The following is a 9,044-nucleotide window of genomic DNA, read 5'->3' as shown; positions in this document are numbered from 1 at the left end:
CTCTGAAAAAAAACACAGAATAGTCTGTGGAAACAAGGAAAAAGCAGAATCATAGTAGTCGTGAGTAATACAAAGCTTCTTTTGGAAGAAAGAAGTGGACTGACTCACCAAGGCAAAGGGTAATAACCTTTACAAGGCGAAAGAGGAAAAAGAAGTTTTGAGAAAAAACTTGTTTAACCGCCGAATGCTTGGAAACTTGCTTGTTCGGTGGTGTGAGGGGCTTAGATTAATATCTAGTAAATAGAAAAACGGTCTAATTCTATCTCGATTATTAAATTATCTTATCAATTACAAAATAAACAAATTGACGAAAATTTAATTGATTCATTATTGAATGAAATGGATTTAGATAAATCTTTTAAAATGAGAAAAATAAATGAATTATCTGGAGGACAAAAACAAAGAATATCTATTATTCGTGCATTAGTTAAAGATAGTAAAGTTATTTTAGCTGATGAGCCAACTTCTAATATTGATAGCGATACAAGTAAAAGAATTTTTAATAGATTTAAAAAAATATCTAAAAATAAATTATTGATTATTGTTACACATGATGAAGATAAAGCTTACAAATATGCAGATAGAATTATTAAAATACAAAATGGTTCTATTATTGAAGATAATTTAATTACAAAAACTGAATCATTGAAACCAAAAAAAGAAATTTCAATTTCAAATAATATGTTTCAGGTAAAAGAAAATAATTATGAAAAAGATGAATTTATTTCTATTTTTAGTTTTTTAAATATGAAATTAATTTTCAAAATGGCTATAAGTATTTTAAAATGTAAAAAATTGTTTTTGTTATTTATTTGTACGTTTATGCCTATTATTTTTGCTTGTCTTTATGGTTTCCCTATTATGTGTTCTATTTTTTTTTCTCAAGAAAAAAACTCTTTTGTACCTATAGAATTTTTTCATTTATTTTCTAAAATGATGATTAATGTATCTAAAACACAAATTTTTGATTTTTTTATAAAAATTTTAATATTTTTTTGTTTATTGCCTTTTTTAATATTACTTTTATATTTTTCTTTAAGTATTCGATTAAAGAAAAAAGAAATAGGAATTTTAAAAGGTTTAGGATCTAATAATTATAATATTTTTAAAATTTTTCTTGTTGAATGTTTTTTATTTTCTTTAATAAATTTTATTTTATCTTTATTTTTGTTAATTTTTTTGTCAAAAAGTTTAAATATTTATAATTCAACAAATTCAGATTCTAATTTTATTGTAAATTTTTTTACATTTTCTATTCATAATGATGTTTTAAAAAAAATAATATTAGAACAATTTAGACATTTCGAAATTTCATATTTTTTTATTTCTCCGATTTTCAGAATTTTATCATTATCTAGTTATTTATTTATCTTAATTTTTTTATTTTCTTTTTTATGTTTAATTTTACCTATATTTCAATTACTTAGAAAAAAAACTATAGATATCTTAAAGTAAATAGTAAAAAATTTTTATTCTAAGTTTGGTTTATAAAAACATTTTTTGTCTACAACAGATAAAGGTTCAGAAAAATTTCCTTTTTCTGTTTTTTTTATTTTTGTTTCAATAGAATTAAATTTAGCATCCATATCATCTAAAAACCATAATAAAAGAGCTTCACTTATTTGAGGTTTTTTAGCTGCTCCATATTCTAAAAAACCATGATGAGAAATTATTAAATGTTTTAAAGATAATATTTCTTCAGTGTTTTGTATTCCTAATAAACAAGCTTCTTCGTGTATATTGTTAACTCCTGAAATTAAATGTCCTAATAAAATACCTTCTTTAGTGTAAGTTTTATTAACAAAATCGAATTCTTTTATTTTAGCCATATCATGTAAAATTATTCCTGAATGTAATAAATCTTTGTTTAAAAAAGGATATGTTTCCAGAAAAACTTCAGATAATTTTAACATAGTTATTGTATGGTGTCCTAACCCTCCATAATAGTTATGATGCATTTTAAAAGCAGCGGGAATAGTCAAAAATTTATTTTTATTTTTTATAAATAAATTATTAGTTATTTGATATAATATTTCATTTTCTATTTTGCATAAATAATTTTTTATATTTTTTTCTATATTATCGAATGATATAGGTGAACATTGAAAAAAATAAGAATAAAATTTATAAATTTCTTTCAAATTTAAAACATTTTCTATTGATTCGAATTTTTGACATAAAAGAATATTTTTGTCATCTTTTTTTGTATAAATAAATTCAAAAATATAAATTTTTTCTATAAAAGGAATTTGAGAATTCATGTCTAATTTCATATTTATTGCAAACTTTTCAGGCAATAAAACTTCAACATTTTTAAAATTTTCTCCTTGGTTTATGTTATTTACTTTTCCTACTAATTTATATTTTTTGCCTATTGTTTTGTTTTTAAACAATTGTGTTTGGTTTTTATATTTCATAATATTTTGAATCTCTTTTTAATTTATTTTTAAAAAATATTTTTTATAAAAAATATTTAATTTTATTTTTTTGTTAAAATAAAAATATTTATTTAAATATTTTTTTTTATTAAAATTAAAATAATCTATTATTCTACAATCTAAAATAAATGATAAACCGAAAAATAATTCTTCATTTATTATAGGCCAATTATTTTCTATAATAAAAAGAATACTTTTTTGCAAACCAATGTTTAAAAAAGAAATAGCATTTGTATTTTTTAAAGATAAAAAAGCTTTCATAAAGTATGGTTGTTTTAATATTTTTTGAAATTCTTTAAAAATTTGTTCAGGTTTTATTTTTTTTAATAAAAATGCATTTTCTTTTAGAGCTTTTTCAGTTTTTTTTTCTATTTTAAAATTTAATTTAGATTGAAAATAAAAAATTCTTATTATTCTTAATGCGTCTTCTGATAATTTTTTATAAGGGTTTCCAATAGTTTTAATTTGTTTTTTTTTTAAGTCTTTATATGCTTTCATGTAATCAAATATAAAACCTTTTTCATTCATTAAAAAACTATTGATAGTAAAATCTCTTCGTAAAATATCTTCTTTAATTTTGGAAACAAAATCGAGATAGAATTAGACCGTTTTTCTATTTACTAGATATTAATCTAAGCCCCTCACACCACCGAACAAGCAAGTTTCCAAGCATTCGGCGGTTAAACAAGTTTTTTCTCAAAACTTCTTTTTCCTCTTTCGCCTTGTAAAGGTTATTACCCTTTGCCTTGGTGAGTCAGTCCACTTCTTTCTTCCAAAAGAAGCTTTGTATTACTCACGACTACTATGATTCTGCTTTTTCCTTGCTTCCACAGACTATTCTGTGTTTTTTTTCAGAGAATTTTTTTCTCTAAGAGAAGTTTAGGAAGATCGAAGTTACTCTAATTATTTACGCGACTCATTTAGGCATGCAGACCTTTTTATAATTTATTCTTACATCTATATAACATGAAAGAGTAAGTTCATTTATATAATATATAAAGTAAAGGTAAGTTCAAAGTTAGGTTAATACTAACCTATGATGTTTTTTAAAAACATTGATAATTTTGAAAATTGTAACTTTTATTTTTTCAAATAACTTTGATGAACAGTCACAATTCATTTCTGTTCAGTAGCATCATTACCCCGTTTATTGCATTTAGCCTTTTTCGATAAAGGTTATCCATGTGAGTCATTCTTCTAGCGTAATCTTATTGGATATGAATTTCTCCTCAATCCGCTTTTATTCTTTGCTGTAACTTTTCATTCTTTCGTTTCAAAAGCCAAGAATATGAAGGAACACATTATCATTATGTTCGTGATGCGTGAAATCACTAATAATTAGGCATCATTTCGCGCCCTTACTGCTACAGTATTTCCTTTTGTAGTATATTTATAAACATCTTCAGGATTTTGGCTGATTTTGATACAAGGTTCTGCAACTCCAGGAGTATAAACCAAAGATAAATCTTCAGGACTTTTTATATCGATTTTAGCTTTTACCTCTAATTTTCCTTTGTATTTTTCATGAATCTGTAATGCTTTTTGTTTAACATCCATTTGTAGTATCACAAAACTCCTTTTTAATTTAGTTAAATATTAATAATATGTTTATATAAGATATCATGAATTTAATATAATATTTATCGAGATAGAATTAGACCGTTTTTCTATATTACTAGATATTATTCTAAGCCCCTCACACCACCGAACAAGCAAGTTTCCAAGCATTCGGCGGTTAAACAAGTTTTTTCTCAAAACTTCTTTTTCCTCTTTCGCCTTGTAAAGGTTATTATCCTTTGCCTTGGTGAGTCAGTCCACTTCTTTCTTCCAAAAGAAGCTTTGAATTACTCACGACTACTATGATTCTGCTTTTTCCTTGCTTCCACAGACTATTCTGTGTTTTTTTTCAGAGAATTTTTTTCTCTAAGAGAAGTTTAGGAAGATCGAAGTTACTCTAATTATCTACGCGTGACTATTTTAGGTATGCAGACCTTTGTAATTTGTAATTTATTCTTCTATCTATATAACATAGAAAAACAAAATTTATTAAATAAAAAAGGTAGATTAAAGTTTATATGTTATTTTTTTTTTAAAAAACACTGATAATTTTGAAAAACAAATATTTAATTCTTCAAATACTTTTTAGATTAATAAATTTTAACATTTAACATTTAATTATTTAAATATAAGTTAAAAATTATATAATCAATCCATTTAATTGCATTTAGCCTTTTTTTTCATAAAGGTTATCCATATTAGCCATTCTTCTGGCGTGATCTTATTGGATATGAATTTTTTCCTCAACCCGCTTTTATTCTTTGCTGTAACTTTTCATTCTTTCGTTTCAAAAGCCAAGAATACGAAGGAACACATTATCATTATGTTCGTGATGCGTGAAATCACTAATAATTAGGCATCATTTCGCGCCCATATTCATATTATTTTCAATTATAAGTTAATTAATAATTAATAATTTTTTGTTTTTCTTTATTCTTATTTTATTTATTTATACATATATACATATAAGTTATAAGAAATAAAAAATTATATCTTATAATTTTTTTTTAAATTTTAAAAATTTTTCAATTTGATTTAAAAAAATTGCAAAAATTAATTAAAAAAAATAAATTTTAAAGTAATTAAATAGATTTAATAATTAAAAATTATATTCTATTTTAAAATTATTAAAAGATTAAAAATATTAAAAATTATTTTTAAAAAAATAATTAATGCAATTATAATTTAACAAAATATACTAAACTATAAAATTAAATTATAATCATAATCATATATATAATCAAATATAAATATTTTATATATTTATTTTATTTTTCAATATAGATATGAAAATTTTTTAGAATTAAATTAATATAATTGTTAAAAATAATCGCCGTTTAATATTATAGCTCTTTATATTTTTTTTTTAAATAAATTTTCAAAAAAATATAAAATTTATTTTTTTAAAAATTTATTTTAAAGAATTAGCGTTAAAAATATTTATTTTTTTATATAAACAAAAAAATTAAAATTTAAAAATTACTTTTTTTAAAAAATTATCAATAAAAAAATTTTATATTTTAAATATTTTATTGACTTTAATTATAAATATTGTTAAAATCATAAAAGGTTTCTTTCTTATTTTAGAAAAAATTTAAAATTTTAATTAATTAATAATTAAATAAAATAAAAAAATGTTATTATATTTTATATATTTTATATTTTTTTTCTAATAAAAATTTTTATTAATAGCTTATTAATTTATAATTTATTTTAAATTTAACATTCTAAAATAAAAAAAATTTAAATATTAAAAAAGTCAAAGATACAAGACATAAATTTTATTTTGATATTTATATATATAATATATGTAAGTAGGTAAAATAATTAAAAAGGCCCGTTGGAGAAACGGTTAACTCACATGCCTTTCACGCATGCATTCACGGGTTCGAATCCCGTACGGGTCACCATTTTATTTATTAAAAATTTTAATTTTATTCTTATTAATTAATGCAAGCATCCATAGCTTAATTGGATAGAGCATCTGACTACGGAGGGCGTTAGTTCGAACGTAAATGATAGAGAGTTCAGGTAACTCACTTTTTGAGATAATAAAAGTAATCAACGAATTAACCAGAATTCGAAAGAATATAAGGGAAAATAGCATATTCGTAAAGTAGCAAAGAAAATAAAATATAATAAAAAATATCATTTTATTTTTTTCAAAGAGAGCTGCGAGACAAAGATAAAACAAGGTTGAACAAAAATAATTGTTAAATAAAAATAATTTAATAATTAGCTAAGAGCTGAAAAGGGTAAAAAATCAAAAAAATATATTTACTATAGGATTTTAAATTTTTTAAATTTTTTATTTTTAAAACTTAAAGAGAATAAAAATTTAAAATTTCTATAAAAAATTACCTATAAAATATAGATAGATGGCTTATATTTATTAGATTCGTAAATAAATAATAATTATCTTTAAAAGAAGAAAATAAATTTTTTTCTTTTAACATACATCTTTTCCCAGAAAAATATATTTTTATTTTTTATTTTATTTTTTTTAAAAATAAAAAAATTAAAATAAAATTTTCTATCATAAGACTCCAACCGCTATTTATCATTAACCTAGCATTTATAGTTACCTAAGAAAACCTAAAACCCATGATTAAACAATAATACATCGTTTTAATCTATATTTATTAAGAAATTGAATAGGGTCATGGTTGCAGAGCCAACATAGTAGTCGTAGGAGTAATGACCTATCAGGGAAAATGGGAAAACCATTTACAAGGCGAAGGAAGGCAGAGAGACGAAACAAAATAATATAAATTATATTGTTTTGAGTATGTAATTTATTTTACAAACTAATATTATTTGTCCAGTAGATTATGTTATATCTAAACAATTAAAGAGTGATGAACTTTAAGAGTTGAACTTGGAAAGCCGTATGCATGGAGACATGCCTGTACGGTTTGGGTGGGGGCTTATTGAAACCTAATAAGTAATTATTAAGGCGCAATATTTCTATCCACATTCAGAAGGTTAGGGGTTCGAATCCTCTTGGGTGCGCCATTAAATATAATTAAAATATTATTAAAATTTAAATCAAATTAAATTAATTATTATATTTAATATAAAAAATTTTTTTACTTTATTTTTTTCTTTAAAAAAACGGGAAGTAGCTTAGCTTGGTATAGCGCCTGGTTTGGGACCAGGAGGTCGCGGGTGGGCGAGAAAGATGCCTGATATTTAGTGAAATTCACCAATCACACACAGAAAGATAATCTGTGACAATGTACAATCGGCTGCCTTGACGAAAGAAAAGACAGTTATAGCAGATTGTAAAAGCGGAGAACGGACAAAGTAGTTTAGTCTAGTCGAAATCTGCAAATTGAAATGATTTATGGATAACTTCTGAAACGGAGCTAAGGGAATAAAACGGAGTAATACCTCAACTGATAGAAAACTACAAATATCTATCAACCTAGGAAACTATAAAACTTAACCTGTATTTTATAGTATTATCAAAATAAAACCTAGGAACCTGCCATTCTAAAAAGGTAAGCCTATTTAATAGTAAACATTAACTCTTATATATGTTTGAATAACAACTCTTATTAACAACTATTAATTAAAACAATGGCCATCCCACCTAAAAATCATAAAGGTAAATATCAGAGTAACTTCTATCCTCCTAAACCTCATATAACCAAAAAAAATTATTGGTTATCTATTAAACAAGGAGAACTTGGAGGCAAGGAGAAAGCAGAATCATAGTAGTCGAAGGAAATTCAAAATTATAGGCGGAAACCAATAATAAAATGACCTTCCAAGGAGAATGGGAAAACCATTTACAAGGCGAAAGAGGAAAATTTTGGTTAATCTTTAAACAAAAAAAATCACTAGTAATAAACCAATAAAAAAAAGACAAAAACGTCAAAAATGAAAAATGAAGTGATGAAAATCAAAAAATTGAAATTCATCAAAAAAACAATTAGCGACAAGAACTGGCAAAATATAAAAAACAAATAAACAAAAACCTTATGCCAAAATTGTCAAATAAAAAAAATTCAATAATACATAAGAAAATTTTCTCGAGAAAATTTTCACCATTTTCATTTTAGAAAAAAAAAAAAAAACAATAATTTAATTACTAAACAATATAACCAATTTTAACCGCCGGATGCTTGGAAACTTGCTTGTCCGGTGGTGTGAGGGGCTTAATTGTAATAAACCTGTCTAGAGCAGTAAAACACAATAATTCTATCTCGATTCAAATCCTGTCTTCCCGACCATTTAAAATTAATTTAAATTATTTTTATGTTTTCATATTTCTTTAATATATTTTTTTTGTTATTAAATTTTATTACAAGCGAATGTAGTATAATGGCCATTACTCTAGCCTTCCAAGCTAGAAATGTGGGTTCGATTCGGGCGCGAAATGATGCCTAATTATCAGTGATTTAACGATTCACGAACATATAATAATGTGTTTCCTTCGTATTCTTGGCTTTTGAAACGAAAGAATCAAAAGTTACAGCAAAGAATAAAAGCGGATTGAGGAGAAATTCATATCCAATAAGATCACGCCAGAAGAATGACTCACACGGATAACCTTTATGAAAAAAGGCTAAATGCAATTAAATGGAGTAATAACTCAACATAAGAGTAATGAATTGAAACTCTTATTCGGAATTTTTTGAAGATTAGGAATTGAATTTTCAAGATATTAAAGTTTTTAAATTTTTTATAAAAAAACTAATTCCGTTCCTACCTTAAACTTTATTCTTCAATGTTATATAGATTGAAGAATTAATTATAAAGGTCTGCATACCTAAATGAGTCGCGTAGATAATTAGAGTAACTTCGATCTTCCTAAACTTCTCTTAGAGAAAAAAATTCTCTAAAAAAAAACACAGAATAGTCTGTGGAAGTAAGGAAAAAGCAAAATCATAGTAGTCGTGAGTAATTCAAAGCTTCTTTTGGAATAAAGAAGTGGACTGACTCACCAAGGCAAAGGTTAATAACCTTTACAAGGCGAAAGAGGAAAAAGAAGTTTTTAGCAAAAAACTTTTTTAACCGCCGAATGCTTGGAAACTTGCTTGT

General features: G+C 23.8%; 4 protein-coding genes, 1 tRNA gene and 1 pseudogene. 2 read left to right on the top strand and 4 right to left on the bottom strand.

The genetic code is table 11. The features are described from left to right. The first annotated feature begins 240 nt into the window (after window positions 1-240). Window positions 241-1,455 carry an ATP-binding cassette domain-containing protein gene (locus tag FEF22_RS00280; protein WP_308699396.1) on the top strand — a complete coding sequence of 405 codons (1,215 nt, stop codon included), beginning with the start codon at window positions 241-243 and terminating at the stop codon, window positions 1,453-1,455. A gap of 14 nt (window positions 1,456-1,469) precedes the next feature. Here FEF22_RS00280 and FEF22_RS00275 read toward each other — a convergent pair whose 3' ends face one another. From FEF22_RS00275 to FEF22_RS02225, 4 genes and pseudogenes are all read right to left on the bottom strand, one after another. Beyond that, window positions 1,470-2,417: an HD domain-containing protein gene (locus tag FEF22_RS00275; RefSeq protein ID WP_138107789.1), complete on the bottom strand. Its 948-nt coding sequence runs from the start codon at window positions 2,415-2,417 to the stop codon at window positions 1,470-1,472. Between the two features lie 18 nt (window positions 2,418-2,435). Further along, on the bottom strand, window positions 2,436-3,014 hold the full coding sequence (locus tag FEF22_RS00270) for a hypothetical protein (RefSeq protein ID WP_308699395.1): 579 nt from the start codon (window positions 3,012-3,014) through the stop codon (window positions 2,436-2,438). 783 nt (window positions 3,015-3,797) lie between these two features. Next, window positions 3,798-3,995, bottom strand: a pseudogene (locus tag FEF22_RS00265) (NAD-dependent malic enzyme); the annotation flags it as partial. A 63-nt stretch (window positions 3,996-4,058) separates the two neighbouring features. Beyond that, complete coding sequence (locus FEF22_RS02225) at window positions 4,059-4,193, bottom strand: hypothetical protein (RefSeq protein ID WP_282595952.1); 135 nt, start codon at window positions 4,191-4,193, stop codon at window positions 4,059-4,061. A 1,636-nt stretch (window positions 4,194-5,829) separates the two neighbouring features. Here FEF22_RS02225 and FEF22_RS00260 point away from each other — a divergent pair. After that, window positions 5,830-5,905, top strand: a tRNA-Glu gene (locus FEF22_RS00260). Window positions 5,906-9,044 lie beyond the last annotated feature (3,139 nt).

Source organism: Texas Phoenix palm phytoplasma, from assembly GCF_005774685.2.
Classification (GTDB): Bacteria; Bacillota_I; Bacilli_A; order Acholeplasmatales; family Acholeplasmataceae; genus Phytoplasma.
This window is presented reverse-complemented; position numbering and strand designations above follow the sequence as displayed.

Bases quoted from the DNA above. Each gene is read 5' to 3' on its own strand.
- FEF22_RS00275 (WP_138107789.1), bottom strand. From the start codon at position 2,417: ATGAAATATAAAAACCAAACACAATTGTTTAAAAACAAAACAATAGGC.